The 16089-nt window shown below is 61.6% G+C and carries 12 protein-coding genes; 7 read left to right on the top strand and 5 right to left on the bottom strand.

Features of this window, described 5'->3' with window-relative positions:
- Positions 1 to 36: 36 nt before the first annotated feature.
- The 3 genes from J4G32_RS11125 to J4G32_RS11115 are packed head-to-tail and all read right to left on the bottom strand — an operon-like array spanning position 37 to position 2620.
- On the bottom strand, positions 37 to 894 hold the full coding sequence (locus J4G32_RS11125; RefSeq protein WP_210490891.1) for an ABC transporter permease: 858 nt from the start codon (positions 892 to 894) through the stop codon (positions 37 to 39).
- Positions 891 to 1700: an ABC transporter ATP-binding protein gene (locus tag J4G32_RS11120; protein ID WP_210490890.1), complete on the bottom strand. Its 810-nt coding sequence runs from the start codon at positions 1698 to 1700 to the stop codon at positions 891 to 893. The genes J4G32_RS11125 and J4G32_RS11120 overlap by 4 nt, the downstream gene beginning before the upstream one ends.
- Complete coding sequence (locus tag J4G32_RS11115; protein WP_210490889.1) at positions 1697 to 2620, bottom strand: ABC transporter substrate-binding protein; 924 nt, start codon at positions 2618 to 2620, stop codon at positions 1697 to 1699. Before J4G32_RS11115 ends, J4G32_RS11120 begins: the two co-directional genes overlap by 4 nt.
- Before the next feature lie 266 nt (positions 2621 to 2886).
- Here J4G32_RS11115 and J4G32_RS11110 point away from each other — a divergent pair, with 266 nt between their 5' ends.
- Positions 2887 to 3597 carry a fumarylacetoacetate hydrolase family protein gene (locus J4G32_RS11110; RefSeq protein ID WP_210490888.1) on the top strand — a complete coding sequence of 237 codons (711 nt, stop codon included), beginning with the start codon at positions 2887 to 2889 and terminating at the stop codon, positions 3595 to 3597.
- 131 nt (positions 3598 to 3728) lie between these two features.
- On the opposite strand, the gene J4G32_RS11105 is transcribed toward J4G32_RS11110, so the two are convergent.
- Complete coding sequence (locus J4G32_RS11105) at positions 3729 to 4640, bottom strand: LysR family transcriptional regulator (protein WP_210490887.1); 912 nt, start codon at positions 4638 to 4640, stop codon at positions 3729 to 3731.
- A gap of 96 nt (positions 4641 to 4736) precedes the next feature.
- Here J4G32_RS11105 and ilvD point away from each other — a divergent pair, with 96 nt between their 5' ends.
- Positions 4737 to 6584 (top strand): dihydroxy-acid dehydratase, encoded by a 1848-nt coding sequence (ilvD, locus tag J4G32_RS11100; protein WP_210490886.1) that lies wholly within the window; start codon positions 4737 to 4739, stop codon positions 6582 to 6584.
- 314 nt (positions 6585 to 6898) lie between these two features.
- On the opposite strand, the gene J4G32_RS11095 is transcribed toward ilvD, so the two are convergent.
- On the bottom strand, positions 6899 to 7672 hold the full coding sequence (locus J4G32_RS11095; protein WP_210490885.1) for an IclR family transcriptional regulator: 774 nt from the start codon (positions 7670 to 7672) through the stop codon (positions 6899 to 6901).
- A gap of 44 nt (positions 7673 to 7716) precedes the next feature.
- Here J4G32_RS11095 and J4G32_RS11090 point away from each other — a divergent pair, with 44 nt between their 5' ends.
- The 5 genes from J4G32_RS11090 to J4G32_RS11070 are packed head-to-tail and all read left to right on the top strand — an operon-like array spanning position 7717 to position 16087.
- A complete protein-coding gene (locus tag J4G32_RS11090; protein ID WP_210490884.1) occupies positions 7717 to 9564 on the top strand; it encodes a hydantoinase B/oxoprolinase family protein in 1848 nt (615 codons plus the stop codon).
- 2 nt (positions 9565 to 9566) lie between these two features.
- The gene (locus J4G32_RS11085; RefSeq protein WP_210490883.1) at positions 9567 to 10619 is read left to right on the top strand and encodes a dipeptidase; all 1053 of its coding nucleotides are present in this window, start codon (positions 9567 to 9569) and stop codon (positions 10617 to 10619) included.
- Positions 10620 to 10621: 2 nt separating this feature from the next.
- Positions 10622 to 12268, top strand: a complete 1647-nt coding sequence (locus J4G32_RS11080; protein WP_210490882.1) for a hydantoinase B/oxoprolinase family protein — start codon at positions 10622 to 10624, stop codon at positions 12266 to 12268.
- 5 nt (positions 12269 to 12273) lie between these two features.
- Complete coding sequence (locus J4G32_RS11075) at positions 12274 to 14421, top strand: hydantoinase/oxoprolinase family protein (protein ID WP_210490881.1); 2148 nt, start codon at positions 12274 to 12276, stop codon at positions 14419 to 14421.
- A complete protein-coding gene (locus tag J4G32_RS11070; RefSeq protein WP_210490880.1) occupies positions 14399 to 16087 on the top strand; it encodes a hydantoinase B/oxoprolinase family protein in 1689 nt (562 codons plus the stop codon). Before J4G32_RS11075 ends, J4G32_RS11070 begins: the two co-directional genes overlap by 23 nt.
- The last annotated feature ends 2 nt before the right edge of the window (positions 16088 to 16089 follow it).

Below are 16089 nucleotides of genomic sequence, written 5' to 3'. Positions count from 1 at the left end.
CCGGCGATCATTCTCACTGCCGGCGAACATATCTTATCAGTCCTGAGTGGTACTGTTCCGGTGCCAGAATACGAAACGTCGCTGAACCCAGACAACGAATCCGAACATCACCAGTCCCAATAGACTGAGGTAGATGATCAGGGAAAAGACCCGCGGCGTGTCAAGCTGGGAGGCCGCGACGCGGATCAGCTCGCCAAATCCCCGTCCCCCGCCCAGAAACTCGCCTGCGATCGCGCCCGCGACGACACTGATGGAGGCGATCTTCACACCGGTGAAGAATTGCGGAAGCCCTGTGGGAATCTTCAGCTTGATGAGGGTCTGCCAACGGCTTGCGCCGATGCTCTTGAACAGCATGCGCGCGTTGGTATCCGCAGCATGAAGACCGGCTGCCGTTCCGACGACCACGGGGAAAATCGAAATGAACGCTGCCAGTGCGACCTTGGATGAGATCCCAAATCCCATCCAGGCTACGAAAAGCGGCGCGAACGCCAGCTTCGGCATGGTGTCGATCGCCACGATATAAGGCATGACTGCACGTTCGCCGAAGGCTGTCTCCCCCACCAGGACCCCGAGTGCAACGCCGATCCCAACCGCGATGATAAAGCCAAGAACGACTTCCTGCGCGGTGACCCAGAACGCGGCCAGCATGTAATTGCCCGACAGGAGGCTTTGCCCGACGAAAACCAGCTCCTGCGCAGTGCGCCAAGGGCCCGGCAGGATGATCGGAGAGACCAAGCCAAGGCCGGTCACCAACTGCCACAAGCCCAGGAAAGCGACCAGCAATCCGATCATAGAGACCGGACGCGGCAGCGCATCGAACCAGGAGAGCTTTTCTTCCCAAACTGTATCTGCTGGCAGGATCTCTCCGGCGACGGTCGGTTGGATGCCCGTCATATGAAGGCCCCTTTGTCGAGAAGTCCGCGAATGGTCTTGGTGTAGTCACCGAAGAGCGGTGTGCTGAGCATGTCGAGAGTTCGCGGGCGAGGAAGGTCGATCTCAACCGCCCTGACAAAGCGTCCCGGACGTGGCGACATCACGTAGACGACATCGGAAAGAATGACGGCTTCGGGAATCGAATGCGTCACCAGAAATGCGGTCGCATTTCGCTCCAGACATATCCGCTGCAGTTCCATGTTCATGAAATCCCGGCTGATTTCATCAAGGGCACTGAAGGGCTCGTCCAGCAGCAGGACGTCCGGCTCGGCAATCAGCATTCGGCACATGGCCGCACGCTGTGCCATCCCGCCAGACAATTCACTGGGAAAGACCTTGTCGAAGCCATTGAGTCCGACCAGGTCGAGAAGGGCATGCGCGCGATCATGAACGGCGAGGGCGGCCTTCTTGCCATCCTGGATCTCGATCGGCAGAACGATGTTCTCAAGAGTCGTCCGCCACGGAAAAAGTGTGGCTTGCTGAAACATCATGCCGATATCCCGGCGTGGCCCAAGCACCGGCTTGCCGGACAGCATGACACTTCCCGAAGACGGCGGCGTGAGGCCTGCCATGATCTTCAGCAATGTCGACTTTCCACAGCCGCTCGCGCCGATGACCGAGGCAAACTGCCCTTCCAAAAGTGTGAGATCCACCTTGTCGAGCGCCTGCACGTTGCGGCGAGCGAAAGACTTGCTGACTCCCCGCAACTGAAAGACCGGCCGGGCGATGTGCCCGCCCGGCGCAAGCAAGTCGGGCGCCTCGATCATTGAGCGATCCCTGCATTCCAGTCCTTGACGAACTGGTTGGTATAGGCGTTCTCCAGGTCAGGCAGAGGCGCCTTCAACGCGCCACTTGCCAGGAGCGCGGCGTGCCACAGCTTCCATTGCTCGGGATGGTGATAACCCCAACCGTTCGAGAGATCGGCAGGTGTCACTCGTCCCTTCATGGCCTCGAACAGCGCGCCCGAGAACGCTTTATCCTCGCCTTCCTGCGGGTTGCCGATCTTGGCGTGCTCGAGAACCTTGGCTTTGTTGGCGGGATCGGCTGCAAATACGGATGCCTTCGCCAGCGCTCGTCCAAACCCCTTCAGGGCCTCAGGGTCCTTCTTGATGAAATCGCGGGTCGTCACGTATCCATTGCCGAAATAGGCGAGGAACTTATCAGGGGTGATCTCGCGCAACGGAACACCGCGCAGGCGCAGGATTGCGGCATCTCGCGTGCCCGACGCATAGGCATCGATGTCGCCCCGCATGAATGCTGCCGTCGCCATGCCGCCGTCACCGACCGTCAGAAATTCGTAGTCGGTGCCTTCCTTCATTTTCAGATCGTCGAGGATCGCGCGAACGAAAGCGACCTCTGCGCCGTCAGCGGTGCCCACGCCAATCTTCTTGCCCTTGAGCTGGTCAGGGATCTTGAAGGCAGAATCGTCTTTGACAACAAGGCCGAATTGGCTTTTGGCAAAGTTGTTATAGAGGAAGACCATGTCCAGGCCGGCTGCCCGCGCGGCCAGCAGAGGACCAGGACCAGGGTGGCCGATCTGTGCTTGACCTGCGGCCAGCATCTGGAGGACCTGTCCTGATCCGTTGACGCTCTCCGGCCGAACGCGCAGACCCTCCTTGTCGAAGTAGCCCTCACCAATCGCCACGTAGAACGGATAGTAGCCGACACCGCCGGGGCTGGGAAACACGACTGTGATGTCTTTGGCGGGCTGAGCCGCGGCTGGATTTGTCCAAGCAAATCCACAGGCAACGAGCGTCGCGCAGACGCCTAAAAATCCTCGACGATTTGTCATGCTTTGTCCCTCTCTCGATTGTTCTGTCTCTTGCCGAAAAGAATGCATTATTGGTTCGAGCTGTCAAAAAATATTTTTTTTGACCTTTCGCCGTGTTTATGCATTTTTCGTGGAGGGTTCTACGGGGTTGTTAAACCCTGCCAAAAATAGGGCGAGCACTTATGTCAGACAGTCTGGAATTCGTCGTGGAGGCACCCAGGACAGTGTCGCTTCCCGTAGCGGGAAGTGATCAGCGCTTCCCAGTTCGGCGCATCTACTGCATCGGCCGAAACTACGTCGCGCATGTGCGCGAGATGGGGGGAGACGAACGCCGTGATCCTCCGATCGTTTTCCAGAAGCCCACCGACAGTGTCGTGCAAAGCGGATCTATCGTTCCGTATCCGCCCATGACCGACAACTATCACTTCGAACTCGAACTGCTGGTCGCCATGAAATCTGGTGGCTACGACATTCCCGTCTCGCAAGCGCTCGACCACATCTACGGCTATGGGATCTGCCTCGACATGACCCGTCGCAGCGTCACCGAGGCGCCAGATTCTCCGCGCCTGCCTTGGGAACTCAAGAAGTCCTTCGACCAGTCTGCCCCTTGCAGCGCCATCTATCCCGTTGAGCAAGTGGGCCATGTGGCCTCTGGTGCCATTCGCCTCGACGTCGACGGTGTGCCGCACCAGAACTCCGATCTCAGTCTGATGATATGGAAGACGCCGGAGATCATCGCGACCCTCTCCCGCTACTTCTCGCTTCAGCCGGGCGACATCATCATGACCGGAACGCCAGATGGCGTTGGCCCGGTACTGCCAGGCAATGTGATGGTTGGGCATATCGAGGGGCTTGGAGATCTTACGATTACGGTGGGCGAGAGGCAAAGCTAAGCTCTCGCCCAGCGTCGTCATCCAGGTCCTTGGTGGGTCCATGCCGCGTTGGCGGTCCGATCTGACGCGTGATCCGGTTGCCATCAGGGGTCACGGGCACCGCAACCCGGTGGGTTCCGCTTGAGTGACCCTCACGCGGGCTGCGGCGTCTCTAGTGCGACCTGCAGAAATCGCTCCAGGGTCGGAGTGACGTCGCCACGTCGCCAGACGATCCCACTTTCCAGGGTCGGCCCTCCGCCGGCAAGCTCGACATAGCGAACGCCGGTGCGCGCCAGATGCCGCAGGGAATCGGGCACCATCGCAATACCCATGCCGGCCGAGACGAGGCTGATGATCGTCTGCATCTGGATCGCCTCCTGGACGATTCGGGCATTTCGCCCATGTGCGGTGAAATAGCCGGTCACCAGATCGTAAAAGGCCGGCGCCGACCGTCTGGGGAAAATGATCAGCGGCACGTCGATCAATGTCTCGGGCGCAAGCTGTCCGCCAGAGAGAGGGAGGCGCTCCTCGGCGATCCAGCTTTCGGGCACGGCAGCCACCAGAGGCTCGGACACGAGCCTGCGATAACTCAACGGCTCGGGCAGCGGCCCCCCTATTGGCGGAATGATGATGCCCACATGACCCTTCCCGGCCAGCAAGTCGGCGATTTGCAGGTCGCTCGTCGCCTCGGTCAGACAGATCTCGACCGCAGGGTACAAAGCAGCGAAGCGCCGAACAAGGACCGGCAGGATGTTGTAGTCCGCCGTGCTGACGAAAGAGAGGTCGAGACGACCGGCCTTTCCGTCGCGCAGTCGCTGGGCGGCTTCCGGCAGGGCGTCCAGCGCGGCAAGTGCCGCCTTCACATGGACGAGCCATTGCTCGCCGAAGGGTGTCAGCGCGACACTCCTCTTGCTTCTGCGGAAGAGTGCAGCTCCAAGCTCACGCTCCAGCGCCATGATCGACTGGCTGAGCGGCGGCTGGGTCATGCCGAGCTTGCTTGCCGCGCGTCCGAAATGCAGGGTTTCGGCTACGGCTGTAAAATGTCTAAGCTGTCGCGAGACCATCACTGATATCCCACAGAACCTAATAGGCTCATATTAATATACTTTGCGGCTGTCGTTCGATTTGCTATCGACGTCAATCGCAAACTGGAGCTCGACATGCCCGCCTATCGTTCCCGCACGTCTACACACGGTCGCAATATGGCAGGAGCTCGCGGTCTCTGGCGGGCGACAGGCATGAAGGATGGCGATTTCGGCAAGCCGATCATCGCAGTGGTGAATTCGTTCACCCAGTTCGTCCCTGGCCACGTCCATCTCAAGGATCTGGGTCAATTGGTGGCCCGTGAAATCGAGCGCGCCGGGGGCGTGGCCAAGGAGTTCAACACCATCGCGGTCGATGACGGGATCGCCATGGGCCACGACGGCATGCTCTACAGCCTGCCCTCCCGCGAGCTGATCGCCGATAGCGTCGAATACATGGTCAATGCCCATTGCGCCGACGCGATGGTGTGTATCTCCAATTGCGACAAGATCACGCCCGGCATGCTGATGGCCTCCCTTCGCCTGAACATCCCGACGGTGTTCGTCTCCGGCGGCCCCATGGAAGCCGGCAAGGTCGTCCTGAAGGGCAAGACGGTCGCCCTCGATCTGGTCGATGCCATGGTCGCGGCGGCGGACGACAAGATGAGCGACGAAGACGTCAAGACAATCGAACGCTCTGCCTGCCCGACCTGTGGCTCGTGCTCCGGCATGTTCACGGCCAATTCGATGAATTGCCTCACCGAGGCGCTCGGTCTGTCGCTGCCTGGCAACGGATCGACTTTGGCGACACACGTCGACCGGGAGCGCCTGTTTCTCGAAGCCGGCCACCTCATCGTCGACATCACCCGTCGGCATTACGAGCAGGACGACAACAGCGTGCTGCCCCGTTCCGTCGCCAGTTTCAAGGCGTTCGAGAACGCCATGAGCCTGGATATCGCCATGGGCGGCTCGACCAACACGATTTTGCACCTGCTGGCGGCAGCCCATGAGGGCGAGGTGCCCTTCACCATGGACGACATCGACCGCCTTTCCCGGCGGGTGCCTTGCCTGTGCAAGGTCGCCCCGGCTAAGGCCGACGTCCACATGGAAGACGTCCATCGCGCTGGCGGCGTGATGGCGATCCTGGGCCAGCTTGATCGCGCCGGGCTGATCCATGCGGATGAGCCCACGGTCCACAGTGCCACTCTGGGAGACGCCCTCAACCGTTGGGACATTTCACGCAGCAAGAGCGAGGCCGTGCACACGTTCTTCCGCGCCGCGCCCGGCGGCGTGCCAACGCAGGTGGCGTTCAGTCAGGGGCAACGCTGGGAGGACCTCGATCTCGATCGGGAAGCTGGCGTCATTCGCTCTGCAGAGTACGCCTTTTCCAAGGATGGCGGCCTTGCGGTGTTGAGCGGCAACCTGGCCCTCGATGGCTGCGTCGTGAAAACGGCCGGCGTCGATGAGGGCTCGCTTGTCTTTGCCGGCCCGGCGCGTGTGTACGAGAGCCAGGAGGCGGCGGTTAGCGGAATCCTCACGGGCAAGGTCTTGGCGGGCGATGTCGTCGTGATCCGCTACGAGGGTCCGCGCGGCGGCCCAGGCATGCAGGAAATGCTCTATCCGACCAGCTATCTGAAATCGAAGGGATTGGGAAAACTCTGCGCCCTGATAACCGATGGCCGCTTCTCCGGTGGCACCTCAGGACTCTCGATCGGACACGTCTCGCCGGAGGCCGCGGAAGGCGGCCTGATCGCACTGGTCGAGACCGGTGACAGGATCGAGATCGATATCCCCAGCCGGACCATTCACCTCAAGGTGTCGGACGCTGTACTGGCTGATCGACGCACGTCGATGTTGGCACGGGGCGCCGACGCCTGGACAGCGATGGGTCGCCCGCGAAAGATCTCGAAGGCCTTGCGCGCCTATGCGGCCTTCACCACGAGCGCGGCGCGCGGCGCCGTTCGGGACGTCGACCAACTGCGTTGAGGTCGCGTCCCGCTGGATAGCGCGGGTTCGTCTTCGCGCTTTTCCGGCCGTTGGGATTGCGCCAACAATCTTGTCTCAGCTCGCTGTCATGCGAGCATTTCCCGGCGGACGCTCACGGGTGTCCGCCGGCGCAGACGCGACACCAGGCAGCCACACCTTTGACCAAAGGTCCGGATGATCGACGCAAGCCGTCGTTCGCAGCCCGCGGCCAGCCCGTCAATCTGCCACCCGGCGAGCCCCCCTACGCGGTGCGCGGCATTGGAGACCTTGCCGGTGATGATCAGTGATGTGCGGGTGCGTAATGCGTCTCTGTTTCAGGACGAACCCACCAGGTTGGCAATGGCGCTTGCGGAATGGCGCATCTCGCGCAGAATACTGTCGCGCCTGTCGCCGCTGAGACGATCCCGCGAGCTGACAATGCTCAGGGACAGGATCGGAACGAGCTTGGGAGTGTGCACCGCGATGCCGATCCCGGCCACGCCATCCGTGAGCACGCCGTCGGCAAACGCGTAGCCATTCCGGCGTGCAATCTGCAGGCGGTGCGACAGCTTCGCTGAAATGCTGGCCCCGTAATAGGCCTCGAAGCGTTTGGCATTGGCTGCCAGGATGGAGTTCGCTTCGGCAGGCTCGAGCGCCGCCAGAAGCGCGAGTCCGCCGGCTCCAATCCCGATGGGTCGGCGCGTTCCGATCGTCATGGTCAGCACCTTGTAAGAGTGGTCGCCTTCGACACGCTCCACACAGACCATATCGAGACCGACCCGCCTTGTGAGGAAGACCGTGTCGCCGAGAGCGGTGGCCAGATCACGCAGAGGGCCGAAGCTAAACGCGCTCATGTCGTAGCTATGGGTCGCGAGCAGGCCAAGTTCGTAGACGCCACGCCCGAGGTGATAGCGGCCGCTGTTATCCTTGCGAACGAGATCCTGCTGAACAAGGCAGTCGAGAAGGCGGTGAGTGGTCGACCGGCTGAGACCTGAGCGTGCGGCAAGGTCCGTCATTCGAGCGCCCCCGATCTCAGAGGCCGCAACCTCCTTCAGGAGGGCGACGCCCCGCTCCAGGGCCTGTGTACCGGTCGGCGGCGCAACGGCCATGCCACTGACTCCTCGCCTGCAAATGATGCAGCGGCTCCCACATTATGGGAGAAAATGGTGAAATCAAGTATTGTCTCAATCGATTTTATCGACGCATCATATCACATCGCCGCAACTATCAAGTTCAAGAAAATTTCTTGCAACTATATCGCCGGCGCTCACGCGATACCACGAACCAAAGTCGACCCTCTTTAGTCTATCCGGCGATATGGGTGCCTTTTGTTATGATGAACGTTGCGACATCAAGAGAATTTGAGTCTATTACACTGTGGATTCAGTGGAGCCGCCTCATATCCATTATGGACGAGGTTGATGTTGCCCTCGTGAGGACGTCCTTCTCCACAATTGTCGGCGAGACGCGAGACTTTGCGGTTGTCATGCTCGACAAACACGCTCGTTCGATTGCCCAATCCCAAATGTCGTCGCCGGCCTTCACCTGCTCGCTGCCGAGTGCGACGCGACGCATGCTCGAGGATTTTCCGAGTTCTTCCCTGAAGCCCGGCGACGTTCTGATCACAAATGATCCCTGGATCTGCCACGGCCATCTTCCGGACTTCTACATCGTCGTGCCGATCTTTCATGAGGACGCTGTCGTTGGCTTTATTGCCACTGCAGCACACATCTCCGACATCGGCGGAAGACTTGATGAATTCGATGCGCGTGACGTCTTCGAGGAAGGTCTTCGTATCCCACCAAGCAAACTTTACGATGGGGGTGTCGCCAACGATCAGCTCTTCCGCGTGCTCGAGGCCAACATCCGCTATCCGGCGCAAGTCCTGGGCGACGTCGAGGCAATCGTCGGGGCGGGACGCCTCGGCGGGCTTCGCCTGGGCGACTTTATCAATGATTACGGACGTGACGGATTGGACCAGGCGGCAGAGGCCATCCTCGACCGGTCCGAGGCTGCTATGCGCGCCGCCATAGCCGAAATGCCATATGGTACCTATTATGGCGAGACGGCCTGCGACGGCTACAAGGTGCCCACCTACATCAAGGTCAAGATCGATGTCGGACCTGATGGCGTCGTTTGCGATTACCATGGCTCGAGCCCCGCACGGTCGGACGCGTCGGTCAATTGCGTACTGAACGTTACGCACGCGCATTCGCTCTACGCTCTGAAATGCAGCCTCGTCCCGGACATTCCAAACAACGAAGGCCTTTTTCGCCCCATCCGAACCATTGCCGAGGAAGGCTCAATCGTCCACGCGCGCTTTCCCGCGGCGGTGAAAACCCGCTCCAAGACGAGCTATCATCTCCACAACGCCATTTACGACGCACTGGGCCCTGCCCTGCCTGGCCGCGTGCAGGCAGGCAGCGGCTCGTTCTGGTCAGTCAAATGTTTCGGGACGGATTCTGACGGCACACGGTTCGCCGTTCACGTCCTCCCCAATGGCGGACGTGGTGCGATCGAAGGGCACGACGGCCAACCCACCGTCGCCTTTCCGGGGAACGGAACGATCACCCCTGTGGAGATCATCGAAAACTGGTCACCGATGGTCGTGCTGGAGCGATCGCTGAGGACGGATTCGGGAGGCGCCGGTGAGTTCCGCGGCGGGCTCGGCCAGTCCATCCGTCTCACCACGCTCGATCGGGCTGTGCGGCTGACGATCAGGCCGGACAAGATCCGCTTCCCGGCGCCCGGCCTCGGAGGCGGCCAACCGGGTGCACCCGGTGAACTGCTGCTCGACGATGCACCCATGGCGCTCGAACCGTTCGAGCTTCTGCCGGGTCAGGTCGTGAGCCTGAACCTCCCGGGTGGCGGTGGGTTCGGCAATCCCGCGGACAGGGATCGCGATCTGGTGTCCGCCGATGTTGCGGCAGGGCTGGTCAGCCCGGAAGCATCACGCACCCTCTATCGGCACGACCTGCCACTCTCAAAGACGGGAAGCTGAGCATGCCAGAAACCCTCGACGCCGTTGGCCGCCACCCCCTTGAGAAGGGCTGGCACCGCGATCTGAAACACCCTTTTGTTTTTATTGACGGGTGCGTTCAGATCTGGCCCGACGCGGATTTTTCACGACTTAAGGATTGCGGCGTCACCGCATATGTGATCACCGCGTTTCGTCCCCATGACGGGGCAGAAAACGCGTTTGACGCTATCGCCGAGTGGTGGCGCGTGGCCCGGACCTATCCGAATGACATCAGGATCGCCTTGACGGCCGCCGATATCACGGACGCGAAGGCCGCCGGGCAAGCGAGCATCGTCATCGGATCCCAAGGGGGCGATTTTCTCGGCCAGAACCTGAATCGGCTCGAGATGTTCCACCGACTTGGCCTGCGCGTCGCGATACCGGCCTATAACAGCCGCTCGACTCTCGCGGATGGTCTGATGGAGCCGGCAAATGCCGGGCTAAGCCGGATGGGCGAGCGTTTTGTGGAGGCCTGCAATCGCCTCGGTGTGCTCATCGACCTCACCCATGTGGGGGAGCGGTCGAGCCTTGAGATCCTGGCGCAGACCAAGCATCCGGTTGTCTTCTCACATTCGAATCCGCGCGCGCTTGTCGACAGTCGCCGCAATATCACCGACGAGCAGATCCGCCTGTGCGCCCAGACCGGCGGTGTGATCGGCGTCACGAACTGGGGCCCGCTGAATTTCAAGCCGGATGCAACGGATCGACCACGCCTCGACGACTACCTCGACGCGGTGTCCTACGTCGTTGACCTGGTCGGTATCGATCACGTGGGTGTCGGCACCGATATGAGTCACGGCACGTATCCGGACGGGGATCTGATCAGGAATCGCAACGCGGGCACGGCCAATCGCTACGCGCAGTTCGTCGAGGACAGCCCGCGTTCTCGCAGGCGCTACGTCGAAGGGTTTGATGATTACGGCCAGCTGATCGAGGTCACGGAAGCCATGTCCCGCAGAGGATTCTCCGGGCAGGATATCGAAAAGATTCTCGGCGGTAATCTGCTGCGCGTCTACGCCCAGGTCTGGGGAAGCTGAGGATGGCGCGCCTGGCCCAGAACCTCGATGCCATCGACCTCGAGATCCGTTGGACGCGGCTCGTGACGATCATGGACGAGGTCGACGCCGCTGTCGCCCGGACATCATTTTCCACCATCGTGGGAGAAAGCCGGGACTTTGGCGTCGTGATGTTGGACAGTCAGGGCCGCTCGCTCGCACAATCACAACTCTCGACGCCCGCCTTCACGGTCACTCTGCCGATGACCGCAAAACACCTGCTGCGCGCCTGCCCTGTCGAGACCCTTCGTCCCGGTGATGTGCTGATCACGAACGATCCGTGGCTCGGCTCCGGCCATCTCCCCGACATGACAATCATCACCCCGGTCTTCCATCGCGGGAAGGTGGCAGGCTTCATCGGCTGCGTGGCGCATATCTCCGATATCGGCGGACGCAGCGACTATCTTGACGACAAGGAGCTCTTTGAGGAAGGCCTGCGCATTCCGCCAACCTTCCTCATGCGCGACGGGGAGCCCGTCGAGGTGTTGTTCGACATTCTGGCTGCCAATGTGCGCGTTCCGCGCCTTGTCATCGGCGACATTCGCGCCCTCGTCGGTGCCGAAGCTCTGGGCGCACGTCGACTCCTCGAATTCCTCGCGGATTACGACATGGATGTTCTGGACAGCCTCGCGGACGTAATTCTGGCGCGCTCCGAAACCGCCATGGACGAGGCGATCCGCTCACTGCCGGACGGGGTCTATCATGCGGAGATGGACGCAGACGGCCATCGCCATCCGATCCACATCGCCGTGACCGCGACGATCGCGGACGGTCGGGTCACGGTCGACTTCGAGGGTTCGTCAGACGAGCAGCACGACTCGTCCATCAACTGCGTGATGAATACGACGTTTTCGGACACCTATTATCCGTTCAAGTGCAGCCTTCTGCCGGGTGTGCCGAACAATGAGGGGCTGAGCCGGTTCTTGACCGTGAAGGCGCCTAAAGGAAGCATTTTCAACGTCAACTTTCCGCGCGCAGTTCGGGCTCGCTCGAAGAGCAGCTTTCACATCCACGCCGTGCTCTACGAGGCACTCGCGCCAATCCTTGGCCAACGGGTTCAGGCCGCGAGCGGTTCGTTCTGGACTCTGGTGGCATCAGGCACCGGCACCGACGGGGAACTCTATCGCGCCCATATGCTGCCCAATGGCGGCAAGGGGGCGGTTACCGCAATGGACGGGCTGGCGACGATTGCTTTTCCCTATAACGGCATGATCACGCCGGTCGAGATTTTCGAGAACGCGGCGCCTGTCCTGATCGGTTGCCGGGAACTGATTGCCGATAGCGGCGGCGCCGGACAATACCGCGGCGGCCTCGGTCAGCGCATCACCTTCGAGCCAATCGGCCCAAATCCACTCACGGTTTTCGTCCGGCCGGACAAGTTGCGCCATCCTCCTGCCGGGCTCCTTGGCGGCCTGCCGGGCCGCGCCGGCGAAATTCTCGTCAACGGCAAACCGACACCGCCGGAGCCGACAACCCTTCAATCCGGCGACGTGTTGGAACTCCGGCTTCCAGGCGGGGGTGGGTTTGGCCAACCATCAGCCCGTGCCGGTGAGCGGCTGAAGGCAGATCTTGAAAGTGGCTATGTCTCGTCAGAGGCCAGCCGTCAGCTTTACCAATTGCAAGTGGAGTGAGAACAATGGCGTCCCGCTATCGCCTCGGTTTCGACGTCGGAGGAACGTTCACGGACTTCATGCTGGTGGACCAGGAAACCGGCACCACGTTCCTGAACAAATGTCTGACGACACCGGATGATCCGTCCCGAGGCGTCATGGACGGCTTGTTACCGCTTCTCGATCGCGCGGGTGTCGGCGGCGATGATGTGGATATCGCCATTCACGCCACGACATTGATCACAAACGCCCTGATCGAGCGAAAGGGCGCGCGCACCGCCCTCCTCACGACGCAAGGGTTCCGCGACGTTCTCGAGATGGGGACCGAGGTCCGCTACGACATCTACGACCTGTTTCTCCAGAAGCCCGAACTGCTGGTCCCGAGGAGCCGGCGATATGAGGTCACCGAGCGCCTGGACAAGGACGGCAAGGTGCTGACGGCGCTCGACGAGGACGGCGTCAGAGCAGTCGCGCAGCAACTTCGTGAGGATGGCGCCCAGGCGCTCGCAATCGTGTTCCTTCATGCTTTCCGTAACGCGGCCCACGAGCTGCGTGCGGCCGAGATCATCGCGGAGGAACTTCCGGACCTTACCGTCAGCATATCGAGTGCTGTAGCGCCCGAGATCCGCGAATACGAGCGCATGAGCACGACGACGGCCAACGCCTATGTCCAGCCCATCACCCGCGCCTATATCGACACAATCCAGCGGCGCCTGCGCGAGATGGGCTATCCGCGCAACCTCTACCTGATGATTTCGTCGGGCGGGATTGCCGGCGGGCAAACCGCCAAGGACTTTCCGATCCGGATGCTGGAATCCGGGCCGACAGCCGGCGTCCTTGCCGGCATCCACTACGGTCGCCAGATGGGGATCGGAAGTCTCGTCACATTCGACATGGGCGGGACCACCGCCAAGATCGCCCTCGTCAAGAACTATGAGGCGGCGAAATCCAACGTGTTCGAGGTCGGTCGGGTCGCTCGCTTCAAAAAGGGCAGCGGCCTTCCGGTCAAGGTCCCCATGGTCGAGTTGATCGAGATCGGCGCGGGGGGCGGAAGTATCGCGCATGTGGATCAGCTCGGCCTCCTGAAGGTTGGGCCGCTCAGCGCCGGCGCCGACCCCGGGCCAGCCTGCTACGGTCGCGGCGGCTCCCTTCCGACGGTCACGGACGCCAATCTGGTCCTCGGCTATTACGACCCCAACTTCTTCCTCGGCGGCGCCATGTCGCTGGATGTTGAGGCCGCCCGAAAGGCGTTGGAGACCCAGCTCGGTGGCGTTTTGGGCCTGTCGGCAGAGCAATGCGCACGCGGAATCTATGAGGTGGTCACGCAGAACATGCTGGCGGCCACGAAAGTCCACATTGCCGAACGCGGTGAGGATCCGCGCAAGTTCTTCCTGTTCGCGTTTGGCGGCGCCGGACCAGCCCATGCCTATGAGCTGGCGCGACTGCTGCACATGCGCGGCGTCATCGTCCCGGCAGGCGCAGGCGCAACCTCGGCTGCGGGCCTCGTGACGGCCGCTGTCTCGTTCGACTACGCACGCTCGCTTCTTGGCCGCCTCGACCGGCTTCCTTGGGAAGAGGTCAGGCGCGTCTTCGACGCCATGGCAGAGGAAGGTTTGCAGGTTCTGGAAGGTGCGGGCGTCGCACGAGATGCCCCGGGCGTCGTCGTCAAACACCAGATGGATCTCCGCCACAAGGGACAGGGCCATGAAGTGACGGTCACCGTTCCAGCCGACGTCATCGCAGATGGACAGATCGATCGCATCGCGGAAATCTTCTATGCGACCCATCGCGAGAAGTATGGGCACGCGCATGAGAACCTCCCGCTCGAACTGGTGACGTGCCGGACGACCGTGGGAGCAGCGGCCCCCGAAATCCCGATGAAACGCCTCCCTGAGGCGACAGAGACCGCCGACGTCGCCCAAAAGGGAACCCGACCTGCCTATTTCGGAGAGCTCGGACGCTTCGTGGAGACTCCTGTCTACGATCGCTATGCCCTCCGTCCTGGAATGCTTTTGCGCGGACCTGCAATCGTCGAAGAACGGGAATGCACGGTGGTGGCGGGCCCCTCCGCTGGCCTGCGCATCGACGCCTTCGGGAACCTGTTCATCGATCTCGACGAGGCCCCCATCGCAGAATCCAAGGAGGCGCGCAATGTTGAAACAGAACGGGCTTGATGCCGTCTCGCTGGAGGTTCAATGGGGCCGCCTGATCTCGATTATGGACGAAGTCGACATCGCGCTCGTGCGCACGTCGTTCTCGACAATCGTCGGCGAGAGCCGTGATTTCGCGGTGATCATGCTCGACCGGCACGGCCGCTCGATCGCGCAGTCGCAGCTCTCCTCCCCGGCTTTCACGGTCACCTTGCCGGCGACGACGAAACACCTGCTGAAGGCGTATCCGCCGGAGACACTGAAACCCGGCGACGTGCTGATCACCAACGATCCCTGGCTCGGGTCGGGACACCTTCCCGACGTGAGCATCGTGATGCCGGTGTTTTCGGACGGGACTGTCGTAGCCTTCGTGGGGGCGGTCGCCCACGTCGCCGACATCGGCGGCCGCTTGGATTTCTTCGACGCCCGCGATCTCTACGAGGAAGGATTTCGCATCCCGCCGAGCAAGATCATCATCGGCGGCGTTGAGAACGATCAGCTCATGCGTCTGATCGGCGCCAATGTCCGCGTGCCGGACATGGTGATCGGCGACATCAAGGCCATGATCGGCGCCGAGCAGCTCGGGGCGGCAAGGCTCGTCGACTTCTTCGCGGATTATGGGGGCGGACAGGGGTTTCAAAACCTCGCCGACGAGATCCTCGACAGATCGGAGGCGGCCATGCGCGCCGCGATCGCTGGGATGCCGGAAGGTGAGTTCCGCTACGGGCTGGATGCGGATGGCTACAAGACCCCTCTCCGCATTGAAGTCGCGGTCAGCAAGAAGGGCGATCAGGTACACGTGGACTATACCGGGTCGTCACCGCAATTCACCGATGCTTCTATCAACTGCACCACCAACATCACCTTCGCCGATACATACTACCCCCTCAAATGCTCGCTCGTTCCCAACATCCCCAACAATGAAGGCCTGTTTCGCCCGATCAGCATCTCGGCGCCGGTCGGGTCGGTGTTCAACACCACCATTCCGAGTTCGGTCAAGTCGCGGTCCAAGAGCAGCTTTCATATTCACGTCGCCATCTACGGCGCCCTTTCGCACGCCATTCCCGATCTCGTTCAAGCCGGTAGCGGCTCCTTTTGGGCAATGACACTTCACGGCACGAATTCCGACGACGGTTCAGTGTTCAACGTCCACATCCTGCCGAATGGCGGAAAAGGCGCGACACCGCGCACCGACGGGCTCCCCACCGTCGCATTTCCGTATAACGGAACGGTCACGCCAGTCGAAATTGTCGAGTACCAAGCGCCCATCCTCGTCCATCACAAGCGCCTCGTCGCCGATAGCGGCGGGCCTGGCACGTTTCGCGGCGGTCTTGGACAGGAGATTGCCCTCGAAGTGTTGGGACAGACCGCCATCGTCGCTTCCCTGCGCCCGGACAAAGTCAGGTTTCCCCCTCCCGGCCTGATGGGTGGGAAAGCAGGACTTGCCGGCAGTTATTCAGTCAATGATGAGGCGGTGGACGCGGTGCCGCGCACACTTCAACCGGGCGACGTTTACCGCATGCGCCTGCCGGGCGGCGGCGGCTTCGGGGACCCGCGCGCACGGCCTCTTGCCGACGTCGCGCGCGATGTCGATGACGGGTACGTGACGATCGGCGACGCCCTGACGGATTACGCGGTAAGTTTCGACGCCGCCGGTGATGCCCGCCGCAGCACGCAACCCACGGAGTGACG

This window comes from Microvirga antarctica, from assembly GCF_017921815.1.
Taxonomy (GTDB): domain Bacteria; phylum Pseudomonadota; class Alphaproteobacteria; order Rhizobiales; family Beijerinckiaceae; genus Microvirga; species Microvirga antarctica.
Note: the sequence above shows the minus strand (reverse complement) of the source record. Positions and strands in the feature narration are given on the sequence as shown.